The following is a 15,356-nucleotide window of genomic DNA, read 5'->3' on the forward strand; positions in this document are numbered from 1 at the left end:
CCCATACTCTGACCAGCTACTACCGACCCGAGCACGTCGAGGGGACGCGCCTGGTGGACCCCACTCCAGGACCGGCCGGCCGCGGCGGTGGCTTCCGAGTTCTGTACGACGCGGGGTACGAGATCGACCACATGAAGGAAGAGCTTTTCGCCCGAGCCGCCACGCCGGATGAAGTGAAGCTCCTCCAGCTGCCGCCGGGCGAACCTGTCGTCGAGTTGCACCGGACGACCTACACGGCCTCTGACACAGTGGTCGAGTTCGCGATCGGTGTGCACGCGGCTTCGCGTTTCGCCTGGGAGTACGACTTCAAGGTCCCCGACTCGGCGAAGGATAAGAAGGGGCAGTAATGATCTCCGCACAAGCATGGGCCGACACTCGACGCCTGTGGGACTACCACCAGATGGGCCACACCCTGAGGCCGTGCTCAGTCGCTATCGGCTTGGGCAGTCACGACTTGGGTGTGGCCGAGACGGCAGTAGACCTCTACAAGCGCGGTATGGCTCCACTGCTTGTGTTCACGGGAGCCACCAGCCCCACGACGCGGGAACGCATGCCTCGAGGCGAAGCCGTGCACTACCGGGAGCGCGCACTTGAGCTTGGTGTCTCCGACTCGGCCGTCCTTGTGGAGCCGCGAGCGCGGAACACGGGCGAGAACATCCGCTTCTCCCGGGAGCTGTTGGAGGAGGCGGGCATCGCTGTGTCCTCCGTGCTGCTGATCAGCAAGCCCTACGAGGAGAGGCGGGCTTACGCCACCGCGCGCAAGCTGTGGCCATCAGTCGAGATCGTCAGTGCATCCAGCCCGATGACCCTGGAGGGGTACGTCGACTCCATTGGGAACGCTCGCCTGGTCATCGACATGCTTGTAGGAGCGCTACAACGACTGCTGATCTACCCGGCACAGGGCTTCATGATCAGTCAAGACGTGCCCGACGACGTTCTCCAGGCCTACGGCCGCCTGTGCCATGAGGGCTTCACCAGCCGACTCCTGGTTACCGACCAGCCCTCTGCGTAAGCCGCATCGTTTCCTGACCGATCAGCCCGATGCCGAGTCTCAGTTGATGGTTGACGGGTTGGCGTCGGGTGATGCTTGACGTCTGACCTTGGCAGTCAGTCTTCCATCGGGTCGAAGGACTCCACTGCAGAGCGGAAGGTGTCCTGTTCCGACACGGCGGCGTTGATGAGGACGACGAAGTCGGAGAGAGCATTCGCGGACGGGGTGCCGTCGGCGTTGACGCTGCCCGGTTCGTCCTCCCACGCAATCAAGTGGATCACTACCGAATAGCGGCCCACGGGCAGATCGCACTGGACCGTTCCGGGCCACGCTTCGGCACCCACTGCCTCGATGCCGCTGAGCCACACCTGTCCCGAAGACTGGAGAAGGTACGCGTCCGAAGTGACCAGGCAGTGTCTGCTTTCCCGCTCTGTCAGCTGCGCAAGCCGGCCGACGTCGCCGATGCGGACCAGCACCCCGAAGGCACCGTCACTTCGGATGTTGATGGGAACGAGGGCACCGGTACGGATATGCCGTTCAATGTCCTCGTCCTCACCGAGTTGCGGGTCCCAGGTGTCGTAATCGATGATGCTGGTGAAGCGCTGAGGGTTCCACAAAGCGAGCATTCCAGCATCGGTCGCCACCGTGGATACGGTCTCGACAGTGCGCGGCGAGGCAGTCATCCGGGCATCCTGTCATGCACGTCGGCCACGACAGTGGCCGTCCCCATCGCGCATCCACTGCAGACCCGCAGCCAAGCCGAGGCAGGCGGTGTCAAGCATCAGGTGAAGCCACAACGTCAAGCATCAACCGAGACAAGACAGACCGATCAGCCCGAGAGCTGTTACAGGTTTCTCTACCTCATCAAGCCCCGGCTGCGCTCCGCTCCGCCGGGCGCGCTCCCGGCTCCGCCGCGGGCACCGCTCCTGCCTTCGGCCCGCTCCGCCCGCGCTGCGCCGACGCGCGCCCACACGCAGGAAGCGCCAGTCTGTGTGAGTCGATCTCCGCAGAACGCCAGCAGGTCAAGGCGATGCCTCCGGCGGGGGATCGGCCGGCACCGGGATGGAGGGGGCGCCGTTCCCGGCCGCGGGTCCGTAGCGGTGCGCGTGGGGTGCTCCCATCCCATCCACCGTCGCCCCAGGCAGAGCCGAGCAGACGCGGCCCATGGCGTCCAGGAAGCTCCTATAGATCGTCAAGTCGCCTGTAGGAGTTGTGCCTGTGGGATGTTCGCGCTGGTCAGGTGCTTGTAGACCTCGCGCGCGATGAAGCGTTTGAGGCAGCGGAAGATGTCCTTCTTTGACAGGCCTTCGGCTGTGCGGCGTGCGACGTAGTGCCGTGTGCGAGGGTCGTAGCGCATTCGCACGAGGGCGATCGTGTGGAGAGCATGGTTGGCCTGGCGGTCGCCGCCACGGTTGAGGCGGTGGCGGTTGGTCCGGCCGGAGCTTGCGGAGATTGGTGCTGCCCCGCAGAGGTGAGCAAAGGAGGCTTCGGATTCCAGACGATCGGAGTTGTCACCGGCGGTGATCAGGAGCTGGGCAGCCGTCTCGGTACCGACACCGATCAGTTCCAATAGCCCGGGGGCCGCCCGCGCGACCAAGGGTTCGAGTTCCGCGTCAGCCTCGGCTATCTCCTCGGTGAGGTTTTGGTGGCGGCGAGCCAGTCGCCGCAGCGCGGTTCTGACAGCGCAGCTCGGGTCGGCGAGTTCGGTGCCGGGGCGGGAGCGGGCGAGCTGCGAAATCAACTGGTAAGTGGGCAGGCCGCGTAGGCGTTCACGTACCTCGGCAGGGGCTGAGACGATGAGCGTACGAATCTGGTTGATCGTCTGGGTGCGGGCCTTGATGGCAGAACGCCGGACGACCCGCAGGGATCGGATGGCCTCCACGATGCCGTCGCGGGTTTTCGGCCGGCCGTTCGCGCGGCCGGACAGCACAGCGGTCGCGGCCGCATAGGCATCGACGGGATCGGACTTGCCGCTGGCCCGCCGGGCCTTGCGGTCGGGGCGGTCAACGTCGACGACGGTGACCTCGTTCGCTCGAAGAAACCGGGCGAGTTCCGAGCCGTATGCGCCAGTCCCCTCGACCCCGACGGCGAGCACATCACCGTGCGAGCCCAGCCATTCCCACAGGCGCCGGTAGCCGTCGGGAGTGGTGGGGAACGGTTTGGTGGCAAGGTGCCGGCCGATGGAGTCGATCACCGCGGCCTGGTGAAAGTCGGTGTGGGTGTCGACGCCGCCGACCACCACGATCTGGTCTGCCATGCTGAGTCTTGCTGCCCTTCCGTGCGATGCGCGAGGGGATCGCACGGGCCGGTCGGGCGGCTGGACAAGACTGTGGTGAGACCTTTGGCCGGGCTCCTATGAGGTCACAGATGCCCGACCGGCCGCGTGCAAAGCGCCGCCCAGCTGGCCGACGATTCCTGGAGAGGACAGCTCGAAGCGTTAATCGTTCGGCGGGTCAGGCCTGCCGAGCGGCGCCGTGATCAATCCTCACAGTCGTTCGTACAGTGGCGCGCTCCACCTTGACGCCCATGAACCACGCCCGCTCCACGGAGTGTGGGTCGACGGCGGACGGGATGGGAGCTGGGGTTGAGTGGTGGGTACGGCCAGGCGCAAACGTGTAGCAGGGCAGAGGGGTCTCCGGCCTTACTGAATCCATGAGACCGTCGATCACTTTGAGTGATACCTTCAATACGCAACGTGTTCGTATGGCATTGGCACCCGTGCAGCTGCCGCTCCACGTCTTGATGGAGGTCCCTAGTGAATCGCTCGACGACTCGGGTTTTGGCATGCTTCAGCCTGGCTGGCATGGCTCTCCTAGCCACCATCACCACGGCACAGGCGAATCCGCTCTCCGCCGTCAAAGCTGCAAGCTTCGATCCCAACCGCCCTGACTGCCCCCCGGACACCACCACACTGACTCCGGTGAAGGTGCCCGACCCGAACGATCCCACCAAGTACTCCGTGTGCAGCTTCTTCTTCGCTGCCAAGTACAGCTGCCCCGAAGGCGAGGTGTTCGACGAGATTGTGCTGGAGTGTGGAGCTCCGAAGCCACAGGAAGAAGTGCAGGAAGAAGAGCCCTCGGCAGAGCCGGAGGAGGAAGCAGAGGAATCGCCTCAAGCGGAGGCGGGGCTGCCCCTCTAAGAGAGACGAGCGTCCCCGATACTTCGAGACGAAGCGGTCGTGCCACAACCGTGCCAGAACGAGCGGGGTACCACGGGGAACAGCAGACACCGAGAGGGCAGTCGCCCTTGGTTCGCCGGAGCACTCATTCCGCAGGTCGGCCACCAAGTCGATCAACCGCGCTCCTAAAGCGGTGGTCGCAGCGACTCGCTCCACGACGGTTTTCAAGGTCGATCCCCTCTGGGGATGAGCAGAACAGACACACCGCCAGCATCCAGCGACCATGGCTGACCTCGCTTGAGGGCCGCTAGGCCCTCATCAAGGGCGCGCGCCAACCGCATCTGCCGCATCTCTGAGCTTCCACCACTCCTGCTCGTCGGAGCCGAAAGCCCGCCGTGATCGTTCCACGGAGCTATTCAGGGCCCTGACAGCCGCCGCGATGTCAGCCACCATCTGGCCGGCACTCCCCACGCCCTCCAGCGTCCAGGACATCCACAGGCCCATGCGCCCACGGTCGCACCGGTCCTGGGCGGTCACCAGCCGACCGCTTAGAGAGACGGCGACCGTCTCAGTTTCCGTCTCATTCATCGGCGGTCACCGGCGTACAGCCGAGACCGGGCGGCCCACCCTGAAGATGCAGACACGTGTGAACGCAGGTGAACGGCCCAGGCCGCCGCCCTGGCAACCGACAACAGACTTGGAAGCGTGCGCCGACCGACACTCACGCCAGAAATGGTGCGCGGCCGGCGCTGGCAGGTCACCTCGTGGCCATCGACACAGCCCGGTCGTCGGTTAGGTCCCGGACGATTCTCCGGGCCGCCCCCAGACAGGCCGGGGATGAAACCAATCCCTTCAGAGCTGAAACCCCCGGAAGCCGACCGCGCAGGCGGACACTATCTCGGGGTACTGACAGTCGGCAGCGGTGCAACTAATGCCACAGTCGCACCTCCCGCTCTCCTAACCCACAGAAGGCCGATCCGGTACCCTGCTGGGCCGTCTCTGGGCCGTCCTGGGGTGCTCGGCGATGACCACTGATGACAAACGCCGACGGCTCCGCCGCTGGTCAGAAGGTTGACCAAGGACGGAGCCGCAGATCGCAGAGGCGTGGCGTCAGAACTTGTTCTTCGGGGTGATGCCGAGGGACAGCCCCGACAGGCCGCGCTGGCGGCCGCCCAGCTTTCCGGCGATCGCGCGCAGGGCGGAGCCCGCCGGGGAGTCGGGGTCCGTCAGGACCACCGGCTTGCCCTCGTCGCCGCCCTCGCGCAGGCGGACGTCGATCGGGATGCTGCCGAGGACCGGGACCGTCGCGCCGGTGGTGCGGGTGAGGCCGTCGGCGACGAGCTGGCCGCCGCCGGTGCCGAAGACGTCGACCATCTCGCCGCAGTGCGGGCAGGGCAGGCCGGACATGTTCTCGACCACGCCGACGATCTTCTGGTGCGTCTGCACGGCGATCGAGCCGGCCCGCTCGGCCACCTCGGCGGCGGCCTGCTGAGGCGTCGTCACGACCAGGATCTCGGCGTTCGGGATCAGCTGGGCGACGGAGATCGCGATGTCACCGGTGCCGGGCGGGAGGTCCAGCAGCAGCACGTCGAGGTCGCCCCAGTAGACGTCGGCGAGGAACTGCTGCAGCGCGCGGTGGAGCATCGGGCCGCGCCAGACCACCGGGGCGTTGCCCGGGGTGAACATGCCGATGGAGATGACCTTCACGCCGTTCGCCGACGGCGGCATGATCATGTTCTCGACCTGGGTGGGGCGGCCGTCCGCGCCCAGCATGCGCGGCACCGAGTGGCCGTAGATGTCGGCGTCGACGACACCCACCTTCAGGCCGTCGGCCGCCATCGCCGCCGCCAGGTTCACCGTCACCGAGGACTTGCCGACACCGCCCTTGCCGGAGGCGACCGCGTAGACCCGGGTGAGGTTGCCCGGCCTGGCGAAGGGCACCTCGCGCTCGGTCTGGCCGCCGCGCAGGGCGGTCGCCAGCTCCTTGCGCTGCTCGTCGCTCATGACGTCCAGCGTCACGTCGACGCGGGAGACGCCCTCGACCCGGGAGACCGCCTCGGTCACCCGCTGGGTGATCGTCTCGCGCATGGGGCACCCGGAGACGGTCAGGTACACGGTCACCGCGACCGCTCCGTCCGCGCCGATCTCCACCGATTTGACCATCCCCAGTTCGGTGATGGGGCGGTTGATCTCGGGGTCGTTCACCGTCGCCAGTGCCTCGCGCACCGCGTCTTCCGTAGCCATAAGGACGATGGTACGGCGCCGCGAGGGGCCTTCGGGTAGCCCCTCAGCGGTCTTCTGCGTCACGTCCCGGCGACCGTTCCGCCCGCTCTGCCGGGAATACGACGTGACCGTCGTGGCGCCTTCGCTCCTCCAGCTCCTTCATCAGGTCCTGGAGCTCCGAACGGATCCAGTCGCGCGTGGCCACTTCGCCGAGGCCCATGCGCAGCGCGGCGACCTCCCGGGTCAGGTACTCGGTGTCGGCGATGGACCGTTCGTTCTGCTTGCGGTCCTGCTCCAGGTTGACCCGGTCGCGGTCGTCCTGCCTGTTCTGTGCCAGCAGGATCAGCGGGGCCGCGTAGGAGGCCTGGAGGGACAGCATCAGGGTCAGGAAGATGAACGGGTACTGGTCGAAGCGCAGCGCGATCGGGGCGGCGATGTTCCACACCACCCACATGATGATCACGATCGTCATCCAGACGATGAAGCGTCCGGTGCCCAGGAAGCGCGCGATCTTCTCCGACAGCCGGCCGAAGGCCTCCGGGTCCCACTCGGGCAGGAACCGGTGCCGGGGCGGCCGCGGCTGGTCCAGGCGGGGTGCCCGGGGCCGCGGGGCGGCCGTGGCGCCGGCCGGGTTGCGTTCCCGGGTCCCGGTGTCTCGTTCAGGAGCCATGGGTGGTCGCCCCCTCTCCCTCGTCGAGGTGGAACTCGGTCTCCCGCCAGTCGTCGGGCAGCATGTGATCGAGCACGTCGTCCACCGTGACCGCGCCGAGCAGTGCCCCGGACTCGTCCACCACCGGCGCCGCCACCATGTCGTAGGTGGCGAAGAACCCGGCGATGACCGGCAGCGCGGCGTCGGGCGCCAGGGGCTGCAGGTCGTCGTCCAGCAGTGAGCTGACCAGGGTGTACGGGGGGTCGCGCAGCAGGCGCTGGAAGTGGACGGTGCCCAGGTACTTGCCGGTCGGGGTCTCGTCGGGCGGCCGGCACACGTAGACCTGGGCGGCGAGCGCGGGGGAGAGGTCCTGGTTGCGGACCCGGGCGAGCGCGTCGGCGACGGTGGAGTCAGGGCGCAGCACGATCGGCTCGGTGGTCATCAGACCGCCCGCGGTGTGCTCCTCGTAGGACATCAGGCGCCGCATCTCGGCCGCGTCGGCGGGCTGCATCAGGCTCAGCAGCCGCTCCTTGTCCGCCTCGGGCAGTTCGGCGAGCAGGTCGGCCGCGTCGTCCGGGTCCATCGCCTCCAGGACGTCCGCCGCGCGCTCCTCGGCCAGCTTGCCGAGGATCTCGATCTGGTCGTCCTCCGGCAGCTCCTCCAGGACGTCGGCGAGCCGGTCGTCGTCCAGGGCGGCGGCGACCTCGGCGCGCCGCTTGGCGGACAGGTGGTGCAGGACGTTGGCGAGGTCGGCGGGGCGCAGTTGCTCGAAGGTGGCGAGGAGGCTCTCGGCGCCCTGTCCGTGCTCCTCCAGGGAGAAGCCGGTGACCGCCGACCATTCGACGGTCAGCGTCTCGCCCTTGGCCCGCCGGAAGGCGCTGCCCTTCCTGCCCTTGCGGACGAAGACCCGGTCGACCTCCCAGTCCCGGCGGGCCGGCAACTGCTGCACGGACATGTCGAGGACGGTGACCTCCTCGCCGGTCTCCACCAGTTTCACCCGTCGGTCCAGCAGCTCGCCGAAGGCCAGCCGCTCGGTGGGCCGCTGCTCGAAGCGGCGCACGTTGACCACACCGGTGGTGATGACCTGCCCCGACTCCACACCGGTGATCCGGGTCATGGGCAGGAAGATGCGGCGCCGGGTGGACAGTTCGACGACCAGCCCGAGGACGCGCGGCGGGCGTCGCCCGACGCGCAGCATGACGACCAGGTCGCGTACCCGGCCCACCTGGTCGCCGGCCGGATCGAAGACGGGGACCCCGGCTAGGTGCGAGACGAAGATCCGGGGGGCGCCGGCTGCCATGGCTGTGCTTCCTTTGCTCGCATTGCGTGGGGATTGCTGTTCTGTGCCCGCTCGCGTGCGCTTCAGGCTAGCCCGTACCGATCGGATACGCCCTGGTGGGCGGTCCGGACGGACCGGCTCCGTGGGGCGGGCGGAGCCCCGGTACGCTGCCGTACACCGCTCAGGACCCGTCAGAGAGGCAGCCCCACCTGTGACTGCGATTCCCCAGGGCCGTACCCGCCGGGCCGGGCTGGTCACCGCGACATGCGCGCTGGCCGTCACCGGAGCGATGGTGCTGTCGGGGTGCGGTGGCGACGATCCGGACGTGGGGACCAACGGGGTGGGCAAGCTGCCCGCCGCGCAGATCCAGGCGAAGACCCGGGCGGCGGCACGGGCGGCGTCCGCGGTGCGGCTGTCCGGGACCGTGGTCTCCGGCGGCCGCACGTACAAGCTGGACATGCGGCTGAAGCCCGACGGCGGCACCGGCTCGGTCACGTCCCAGGGCTCGACGTTCGGGCTGCTGCGGATCGGCAAGCAGCTGTACCTGAAGGCCGACGCGGGCTTCTGGAACCACGCGGACGGCAGTGACGGCGCGGCCGGCAAGCTCGACGGCAAGTACGTCAAGGTGCCGCAGGGGGACCCCTCGTACAAGAAGTTCAGCGGCTTCACGGACAAGGACCTCCTCCTCGACGGTCTGCTCACGTTGCACGGCAAGCTGGCGACGGACGGGCACCACGAGCAGGCGGGCACCAGCACCATCCGCATCACCGGCGACGACGGTTCCGGCGGCACCCTCGACGTCTCCCTGCACGGCCGGCCGTACCCGCTCCGCCTGGAGCGGGCCGGTTCCGCGGGCACGCTCAGCTTCTTCGACTGGGGCAAGGACTTCACCGTGACCGAGCCCGCGAAGGGCGAGACGGTCGACTACGGCAGGCAGCTGCCGACGTCGTAGGGCTCAGCGATCCCGACGGCCGGAACGCCCCGGCCCGCCGGGTCTCGCGTCCCCGCCCCACCGGCCTGCTGGGCCGCCGGCGCCGACCCGACCGACCTCCCGGCGCCGATCACCCGGTCCGCTCGGCCTCCCGGCGCCGATCACCCGGTCCGCTCGGCCTCCTGGCGCCGACCCGACCGGCTTGCTCGGCTTTCCGGCGCCGGTGCGGCCGGCTTGCTCGGCTTTCCGCGTCGGCCGCCGGGTCCGCCCGGCCTTTTGGTGTTGGTCGCCCGGTCCGCTCGGCCTCCCGGTGCCGGTCGCCTGGTCCGCTCGGCCGTCCGGCTCCCGCCCGCCCGGACTACTTCGGTTTGCGGCGCCGGGCCAGCAGCCGTGGCAGGGCCGCCGGGGCCGGCCGTCGCGTGGTCGCCGGGGAGGGCACCGGGCGTTGTGCCAGATCGCCGGAGGGCAACGGCGCCGGCGAGCCCGCGGGCGCCAGCCGGAGCACTCTGCACTCACGGGCCCAGCGCGCGGGCATCTCCTCACCGTCGGAGGCGTTCAGGCGCTTCCCTTTCAGTTCGGCCACCGCCGCCTCCCACTCCGGCGAGCCGGCGGCCAGCTCGGACACGGTCGCCGGCCAGCTCACCAGCCGGCCGCCCTTGTCCTTGCTGCGCACGGTCACCTCGGCGAGGCCGCCGTCGTCCAGCGCCGGCAGCGGCTGCTCTCCCGGCCCGTCGCCGACCAGGCACACCGCGCCCTCGTGCCACACGTGCCACAGGGCACGCGCCTCCGGGGCCCCGGCGCCCTTGACCCAGATGAGGCCGGACTTCTTGGTGGCCTCCTCGATCAGGGCCCGGTCGAGCAGCTCGCTTGTCATGCGCCCCAGCCTATCCAGGCCCGCTCACAGCCAGCCGTTGCGCTTCAGCGTGCGGTGGATGCCGAGACACAGCACGACCGTGACCCCCATGATCACCGGGTAGCCGTACTTCCAGTGCAGCTCGGGCATGTACTTGAAGTTCATGCCGTACACCCCGCACACCATCGTCGGCACGGCGATGATGGCCGCCCAGGCGGTGATCTTGCGCATGTCCTCGTTCTGCGCGACGGACGCCTGCGCCAGGTTGGCCTGGAGGATGGAGTTCAGCAGTTCGTCGAAGCCGAGGACCTGCTCCTGGACGCGGGCGAGGTGGTCGGCCACGTCCCGGAAGTACTTCTGGATGTCCGGGTCGATCAGCCGCATCGGCCGCTCGCTCAGCAGCTGCATGGGCCGCAGCAACGGCGCGACCGCCCGCTTGAACTCCATGACCTCGCGCTTGAGTTGGTAGATCCGCGCGGAGTCCACACCACGCGAGACGCCGCCCCGGCGGCCGGGCGAGAAGACCTCGGTCTCCACGTCGTCGATGTCGTCCTGGACGGCGTCGGCGACCGCGATGTAGCCGTCCACGACGTGGTCGGCGATGGCGTGCAGCACGGCCGAGGGGCCCTTCGCGAGCAGCTCGGGGTCGTCCTGGAGCCGGTGCCGCAGCGCCCGCAGCGAGCCCTGCCCGCCGTGCCGGACGGTGATGAAGAAGTCCCGGCCGGTGAAGCACATGACCTCACCGGTCTCGACCACCTCGCTGTTGGCGGTGAGCCGGTCGTGCTCGACGTAGTGGATGGTCTTGAAGACGGTGAAGAGGGAGTCGTCGTAGCGCTCCAGCTTGGGCCGCTGGTGGGCCTGGACCGCGTCCTCGACGGCCAGCGGGTGCAGCCCGAACTCGGCCGCGATACCGGCGAATTCCGCCTCGGTCGGCTCGTGCAGGCCGATCCACACGAACCCGCCGTCGCGGCGCACCAGGCGCATCGCCTCCTGCGGGCTCAGGGGCTTGGAGCTCTGCACCCGGGTGCCGTCGCGGTAGACGGCGCAGTCGACCACGGCCGAAGGCGTGGACGGGTCGCGCGTGGTGTCGTACGACGCGCTCGGTTCCTTGCGCAGCGAGACACGGGACGACGGGCGGACGGCGGCACGCAGGTCGCGGATCATCGACATGGGCAGGCTCCTTCGCGGGCGGGCAGCGACTGCGCGCGGCGATCGGGTGGAACTACCCGGAATGGGGACGTCCTGCGGGGGGCTCCGGCCCTTCGTTCAGGGCAGGATGTTTGGCACGTCCACAAAGCGGGGAGCACCGCACCGTCGCGGTGGCGTGTTTCGCTGCTGATGCAGAACTGATTCAGATCAGACAGATCAGGCAAAGCGAGACGAAGTGCTCTTCCGAACGACGAAGCGAGCGTGAAGGCGGCAACCTGCCAGGAACTACATCAGCAGCCGGAAGAGCGAGTGGTACTACCAGGTCGACTTCGATCCATGACAGCCCCACCTCCTCCGGCCGGTCCCTCGTAAGGGAGTCTCGTCGGCGTCGGGACTCGATAGCGACGCTTCTGCGTGCTGCCCCGAACCACCGGCTCAGCGTAGCAGCAGCCCATGGTGTCAAGGCGCCGCTTTGCCCGTAGCTGACGAGTTCTATGCTCACCGCATGGTTGATGTTCTTCCTCTGGTCGAGGCCCGGTTGGCCACCGCGCTGGGCGAGCCGGACGCGCGCGCCGCGGTCACCTTCCTCGGCACGGACCGCATCGAGGTGCTCCGCTTCCACGAGGAGGACCTGGTCCGCTACGCCACCCTGGGTATGTCCGCGCAGCCCATGACGGACCCCACGGCGACGCTCGCCGATCCGGTCAAGGGCCCCCGCGCCGAGCTGGTGCTGTCGGTCCGGGCGGGCCGGGCGGACACCGACAAGGTGCTGCGCCCCCTCGCCGTGCTCGCCGCTTCCCCGCAGGTGGAGGGTGTGGTGGTGGCCCCCGGTGCCTCCCTGGACGTGGGCGGGCCGCTGTGGCCGGGCGCCCCCTTCACCTCGGTGCTGGTGGGCGAGCCCGGCGGTCTGGTGGCGGACCTGGAGCTCGACGACCCGATGGATCCCGTACGGTTCCTGCCGCTGCTGCCGATGACGCCGAACGAGGCCGCCTGGAAGCGGGTGCACGGCGCCCAGGCCCTCCAGGAGCGCTGGCTCACGAGCGGCACGGACCTGCGGGATCCCGTCCGCAGGTCCGTGCCGCTGGACACCGCGCCCGAGTGAGCAAGCTCACCAAGGCCCGGGAACGAAGGGTCAGTTGGCGAAGACGGTGACCCCGTCCTCGGTGGCGTGGGCCGGCTCGAGCCGCTCCGCCTCGTGGGTGAGCGCCCTGCGCCGTACGACGACCACCAGCGCGCCCAGCACCGCCGTGACGCCCGCGACCACGAACGGGACGTGGATGTCCGTCCACTCCTCGATCTTGGGCGCGAAGTACGGTGCCGCGGCGGCGGCGAACCAGCGGACGAAGTTGTAGCCCGCGCTGGCCACCGGGCGCGGCGCGTCCGACACGCCGAGGGCGAGCTCGGTGTAGACGGTGTTGTTCACGCCGATGAAGGCACCGGACAGGATCGTGCAGACGACGGCCGTGGTGTGGTCGCCGTAGCCGAGCACGAGCACGTCGGCCGCGAGCAGCACCAGGGAGCCGCCGAGGACCTTCAGCGAGCCGAACCGCGCCTGCAGCCGCGGGGCCACGATCACCGAGAAGACGGCGAGCAGCACGCCCCAGGCGAAGAACACGGCGCCCGAGCGGTAGGGGGTCATGTTCAGCACGAACGGCGTGAAGGCCAGCACCGTGAAGAACGTGTAGTTGTAGAAGAACGCCGAGACCGCGGCCGAGGCCAGGCCGCCGTGGCCGAGCGCCTTGAGCGGGTCGAGGATCGAGGTCTTCCGCGCGGGCTTCGGCTGCTCCTTCAGGAACGCCGTGATGCAGAGGAAGCCGACCGCCATCAGGGTGGCGGTGCCGAAGAACGGGTAGCGCCAGTTGATGTTGCCCAGGACGGCGCCGAGCAGCGGGCCGCAGGCCATGCCGAGGCCGAGCGCGGACTCGTAGAGCAGGATGGCCGCCGCGCTGCCGCCGGCCGCCGCGCCCACGATGACCGCGAGGGCGGTCGAGACGAACAGCGCGTTGCCCAGTCCCCAGCCGGCCCGGAAGCCGACGAGCTGGCCGACCGTGTCGGACGTGCCGGCGAGGGCGGCGAAGACGACCACGAAGGCGAGGCCGACCAGCAGGGTCCTGCGGCCGCCGATGCGGCTGGAGACGAAGCCGGTCAGCAGCATCGCCACCGCCGTGATCAGGAAGTACGAGGTGAAGAGCAGGGACACCTGGCCGGGGGTGGCGTTCAGGCCCTTCGCGATCGAGGGCAGGATCGGGTCCACGAGGCCGATGCCCATGAAGGCGACGACCGAGGCGCCTGCCGTGGCCCAGACCGCCTTGGGCTGCCGCAGGATGCCGCCTGCTCCCGCGTCGAAGGAGTCCATGTGCTTCTCCCGTCCTGGCTAGATAGTTGGCTTATGCACATATTAGGTTAGGGAGGCTAATTAATGCAAGATGCATCTAGTTTTCCCTGGTGGGCGGGCCACGGGTGTTCCGTCCGGACGGGTGATCGTCCTTGACGCGGGCGTTCCGGGGTAGGACCGTGGGGCCCTATGAGGGGCGAAGCCAGTTGCCCGAAGTGTGGTGGCCGGGTCCGGGCTCCCGGCCTTTTCGCCGACGCCTGGCAGTGCGACGAGCACGGGGCGGTGTACCCGCTGCAGCCCGTGATCCCGCCCAGCGTCGAGGCGCTCACCGTCGTGGTGCGCCGCACGCAGGTCCCGGTGTGGATGCCCTGGCCGCTGCCGGTCGGATGGCTGTTCACGGGCGTGACCTACGCGGGTGACGACCGCAGCGGCGGTCGCGCCACCGCCGTGGCCTGCTCCGGTCCCGGCCCGCTCGGCGGGGTGGGCGAACTGATCCTGGTCGCCGAGGAACTCGGCGTCGGCCTCGGGGCGCACTACGCGGGCATCGACGCCCCCGACCCGGGCCCCTATCTGAACGTCGAGAAGCCGCCCCAGGCCAAGCTGCTGGCCGCCGGCCGCCCCACCCCGCTCTGGCATGTCTCCGGCGCCCCGCACGACCGCGCCGTCTTCGCCGGCGAAGCCCTCGGGCTGTGGCTGTGGGCGGTGGTCTGGCCGGAGCAGTCCAGCATGCTCATGTACGACGAGCTGGTGCTGACGGACCTGCGGGACGCGGGCGCGGAGATAGACCTCGTCCCCTGCGGGGCGCTGTCACCGCGGCTGCTGCGCCCCTGAGCGCCCCTGTAGGGGGTGCCTCCGGGGTTCGGGTGTGACAGGGCATGCCGTTCCTGCGGCTATCCTTAGGTGTCCCCCGCCGTCCCGTCCTGCCCTGGAGTCGCTGTGCGCATCGATCTGCACTGTCACTCCACGGCCTCCGACGGCACGGACACCCCGGCCGAGCTGGTGCGCAACGCCGCCGCGGCCGGTCTGGACGTCGTCGCGCTGACCGACCACGACACCACCCGCGGGTACGCCGACGCGATCGCCGCGCTGCCCGAGGGGCTCACCCTGGTCACCGGCGCCGAGCTGTCCTGCCGCGTCGACGGCGTCTCCATGCACCTGCTGGCCTACCTCTTCGACCCCGAGGAGCCCGCCCTGCTCGCCGAGCGCGAGCTGGTCCGGGACGACCGGGTGCCGCGGGCCCAGGGCATGGTCGCCAAGCTGAACGCGCTCGGCGTGCCGGTCACCTGGGAGCAGGTCGAGCGGATCGCCGCCGGCGGTTCGGTGGGGCGGCCGCACGTCGCCACCGCGCTCGTCGAGCTGGGCGTGGTGCCCACGGTGAGCGACGCGTTCACCGAGGAGTGGCTCGCCGACCGCGGCCGGGCCTTCGTGGAGAAGCACGAGACCGACCCCTTCGAAGCGATCCGGCTGGTCAAGGGCGCGGGCGGCGTGACCGTCTTCGCGCACCCGGCCGCCGCCAAGCGCGGCCGTACGGTGCCCGAGTCCGTGATCGCCGAGATGGCCGCGGCCGGCCTGGACGGCATCGAGGTCGACCACATGGACCACGACGCCGACTCCCGGGCCCGGCTGCGGGGCCTCGCGAAGGATCTGGGGCTGCTGGTCACGGGGTCCTCGGACTACCACGGCAGCCGCAAGACCGTCGCGCTCGGCGCGTACACGACGGACCCCGAGGTGTACGGGGAGATCACCCGGCGGGCGACCGGGGCCTTCCCGGTGCCCGGCACCGGCGGAGCCTGAGACCGGGCCCGGTCACCTCACCGGACCCGCCGAC

At 69.5% G+C, this 15,356-nt stretch carries 15 protein-coding genes; 7 read left to right on the forward strand and 8 right to left on the reverse strand.

The features are described from left to right. Together V7E45_RS24790 and V7E45_RS24795 are read left to right on the forward strand one after the other, a co-directional pair. Positions 1-347, forward strand: a 347-nt coding sequence (locus V7E45_RS24790; RefSeq protein ID WP_333776403.1) for a UTRA domain-containing protein, incomplete at its 5' end; no start/stop codon positions are given. Continuing rightward, positions 347-1,012: a YdcF family protein gene (locus tag V7E45_RS24795; protein WP_333776404.1), complete on the forward strand. Its 666-nt coding sequence runs from the start codon at positions 347-349 to the stop codon at positions 1,010-1,012. The genes V7E45_RS24790 and V7E45_RS24795, both read left to right, overlap by 1 nt. Positions 1,013-1,107: 95 nt before the next feature. Here the strand turns inward: V7E45_RS24795 and V7E45_RS24800 are convergent, their stop codons facing one another. Further along, positions 1,108-1,674 carry a hypothetical protein gene (locus tag V7E45_RS24800; RefSeq protein ID WP_333776405.1) on the reverse strand — a complete coding sequence of 189 codons (567 nt, stop codon included), beginning with the start codon at positions 1,672-1,674 and terminating at the stop codon, positions 1,108-1,110. Between the two features lie 509 nt (positions 1,675-2,183). Beyond that, the gene (locus V7E45_RS24805; RefSeq protein ID WP_333776406.1) at positions 2,184-3,248 is read right to left on the reverse strand and encodes an IS110 family transposase; all 1,065 of its coding nucleotides are present in this window, start codon (positions 3,246-3,248) and stop codon (positions 2,184-2,186) included. A gap of 546 nt (positions 3,249-3,794) precedes the next feature. Here V7E45_RS24805 and V7E45_RS24810 point away from each other — a divergent pair. Next, positions 3,795-4,130 (forward strand): carbohydrate-binding module family 14 protein, encoded by a 336-nt coding sequence (locus V7E45_RS24810; protein WP_333776407.1) that lies wholly within the window; start codon positions 3,795-3,797, stop codon positions 4,128-4,130. A gap of 1,089 nt (positions 4,131-5,219) precedes the next feature. On the opposite strand, the gene V7E45_RS24815 is transcribed toward V7E45_RS24810, so the two are convergent. From V7E45_RS24815 to V7E45_RS24825, 3 genes are read right to left on the reverse strand one after another with little or no spacing between them, the layout of a single operon-like run. Beyond that, positions 5,220-6,353 (reverse strand): Mrp/NBP35 family ATP-binding protein, encoded by a 1,134-nt coding sequence (locus V7E45_RS24815; RefSeq protein WP_333776408.1) that lies wholly within the window; start codon positions 6,351-6,353, stop codon positions 5,220-5,222. A 43-nt stretch (positions 6,354-6,396) separates the two neighbouring features. Continuing rightward, the gene (locus tag V7E45_RS24820) at positions 6,397-7,002 is read right to left on the reverse strand and encodes a DUF1003 domain-containing protein (RefSeq protein ID WP_333776409.1); all 606 of its coding nucleotides are present in this window, start codon (positions 7,000-7,002) and stop codon (positions 6,397-6,399) included. After that, positions 6,992-8,281 carry a magnesium transporter MgtE N-terminal domain-containing protein gene (locus tag V7E45_RS24825; RefSeq protein WP_333776410.1) on the reverse strand — a complete coding sequence of 430 codons (1,290 nt, stop codon included), beginning with the start codon at positions 8,279-8,281 and terminating at the stop codon, positions 6,992-6,994. Before V7E45_RS24825 ends, V7E45_RS24820 begins: the two co-directional genes overlap by 11 nt. 190 nt (positions 8,282-8,471) lie before the next feature. Between V7E45_RS24825 and V7E45_RS24830 the strand changes: the two genes are divergently transcribed. Continuing rightward, complete coding sequence (locus V7E45_RS24830) at positions 8,472-9,212, forward strand: hypothetical protein (protein ID WP_333776411.1); 741 nt, start codon at positions 8,472-8,474, stop codon at positions 9,210-9,212. Positions 9,213-9,549: 337 nt separating this feature from the next. On the opposite strand, the gene V7E45_RS24835 is transcribed toward V7E45_RS24830, so the two are convergent. Beyond that, positions 9,550-10,065 carry a hypothetical protein gene (locus V7E45_RS24835; protein WP_333776412.1) on the reverse strand — a complete coding sequence of 172 codons (516 nt, stop codon included), beginning with the start codon at positions 10,063-10,065 and terminating at the stop codon, positions 9,550-9,552. 24 nt (positions 10,066-10,089) lie between these two features. Beyond that, positions 10,090-11,214, reverse strand: coding sequence for a magnesium and cobalt transport protein CorA (locus V7E45_RS24840; protein ID WP_333776413.1), 1,125 nt, complete (start codon positions 11,212-11,214; stop codon positions 10,090-10,092). A gap of 484 nt (positions 11,215-11,698) precedes the next feature. Between V7E45_RS24840 and V7E45_RS24845 the strand changes: the two genes are divergently transcribed. Continuing rightward, entirely contained in the window at positions 11,699-12,295 is a 597-nt protein-coding gene (locus tag V7E45_RS24845) for a suppressor of fused domain protein (RefSeq protein WP_333776414.1), read from the forward strand. A gap of 30 nt (positions 12,296-12,325) precedes the next feature. On the opposite strand, the gene V7E45_RS24850 is transcribed toward V7E45_RS24845, so the two are convergent. Further along, positions 12,326-13,549: an MFS transporter gene (locus V7E45_RS24850; RefSeq protein WP_333776415.1), complete on the reverse strand. Its 1,224-nt coding sequence runs from the start codon at positions 13,547-13,549 to the stop codon at positions 12,326-12,328. A 168-nt stretch (positions 13,550-13,717) separates the two neighbouring features. Here V7E45_RS24850 and V7E45_RS24855 point away from each other — a divergent pair, with 168 nt between their 5' ends. Both V7E45_RS24855 and V7E45_RS24860 read left to right on the forward strand, forming a co-directional pair. Further along, a complete protein-coding gene (locus V7E45_RS24855) occupies positions 13,718-14,359 on the forward strand; it encodes a DUF6758 family protein (RefSeq protein ID WP_333776416.1) in 642 nt (213 codons plus the stop codon). Positions 14,360-14,464: 105 nt separating this feature from the next. Next, complete coding sequence (locus V7E45_RS24860) at positions 14,465-15,322, forward strand: PHP domain-containing protein (RefSeq protein WP_333776417.1); 858 nt, start codon at positions 14,465-14,467, stop codon at positions 15,320-15,322. The last annotated feature ends 34 nt before the right edge of the window (positions 15,323-15,356 follow it).

Source organism: Streptomyces sp. IBSBF 3136 (assembly GCF_036815105.1).
Taxonomy (GTDB): domain Bacteria; phylum Actinomycetota; class Actinomycetes; order Streptomycetales; family Streptomycetaceae; genus Streptomyces.

What these genes read in the sequence shown, in the direction of transcription:
- V7E45_RS24805 (WP_333776406.1), bottom strand. Translation starts at nt 3,248, where the DNA reads ATGGCAGACCAGATCGTGGTGGTCGGCGGCGTCGACACCCACACCGAC.
- V7E45_RS24835 (WP_333776412.1), bottom strand. Translation starts at nt 10,065, where the DNA reads ATGACAAGCGAGCTGCTCGACCGGGCCCTGATCGAGGAGGCCACCAAG.
- V7E45_RS24825 (WP_333776410.1), bottom strand. Translation starts at nt 8,281, where the DNA reads ATGGCAGCCGGCGCCCCCCGGATCTTCGTCTCGCACCTAGCCGGGGTC.
- V7E45_RS24820 (WP_333776409.1), bottom strand. Translation starts at nt 7,002, where the DNA reads ATGGCTCCTGAACGAGACACCGGGACCCGGGAACGCAACCCGGCCGGC.
- V7E45_RS24795 (WP_333776404.1), top strand. Translation starts at nt 347, where the DNA reads ATGATCTCCGCACAAGCATGGGCCGACACTCGACGCCTGTGGGACTAC.
- V7E45_RS24845 (WP_333776414.1), top strand. Translation starts at nt 11,699, where the DNA reads ATGGTTGATGTTCTTCCTCTGGTCGAGGCCCGGTTGGCCACCGCGCTG.
- V7E45_RS24850 (WP_333776415.1), bottom strand. Translation starts at nt 13,549, where the DNA reads ATGGACTCCTTCGACGCGGGAGCAGGCGGCATCCTGCGGCAGCCCAAG.
- V7E45_RS24855 (WP_333776416.1), top strand. Translation starts at nt 13,718, where the DNA reads ATGAGGGGCGAAGCCAGTTGCCCGAAGTGTGGTGGCCGGGTCCGGGCT.
- V7E45_RS24815 (WP_333776408.1), bottom strand. Translation starts at nt 6,353, where the DNA reads ATGGCTACGGAAGACGCGGTGCGCGAGGCACTGGCGACGGTGAACGAC.
- V7E45_RS24840 (WP_333776413.1), bottom strand. Translation starts at nt 11,214, where the DNA reads ATGTCGATGATCCGCGACCTGCGTGCCGCCGTCCGCCCGTCGTCCCGT.
- V7E45_RS24800 (WP_333776405.1), bottom strand. Translation starts at nt 1,674, where the DNA reads ATGACTGCCTCGCCGCGCACTGTCGAGACCGTATCCACGGTGGCGACC.
- V7E45_RS24810 (WP_333776407.1), top strand. Translation starts at nt 3,795, where the DNA reads ATGGCTCTCCTAGCCACCATCACCACGGCACAGGCGAATCCGCTCTCC.